Origin of the sequence: Microbacterium mangrovi, from assembly GCF_000802305.1 — a bacterium.
GTDB lineage: Bacteria > Actinomycetota > Actinomycetes > Actinomycetales > Microbacteriaceae > Microbacterium > Microbacterium mangrovi.
The window spans coordinates 1-204 of record NZ_JTDK01000050.1; the positions used below are offsets into that span (position 1 = coordinate 1).

1 protein-coding gene is annotated in these 204 nt (G+C 60.3%); it reads left to right on the plus strand.

What is annotated here, in order from left to right; genetic code table 11:
• Positions 1-204 (plus strand): hypothetical protein (locus LK09_RS20410; protein ID WP_039403877.1); only part of this gene is annotated, 204 nt, incomplete at both ends.

The following is a 204-nucleotide window of genomic DNA, read 5'->3' on the forward strand; positions in this document are numbered from 1 at the left end:
ATCTTTATTGCGCTGATCACCTTCATCTCTAACGGTACCTCTACCCATCTGCCGGAGTTTATCAGCCACTTTGGTCTGCCGGTTGCCGTCGGTATGCTGTGGGGATTCGGCCAGACCGGCGCCCGGCTGGGGGAAGTGCTGGCCGGTCCCCGGGTCACCTCACTCACGCTAACGCGTTTTACTGCGCTCGCCATGCCGCTCTGT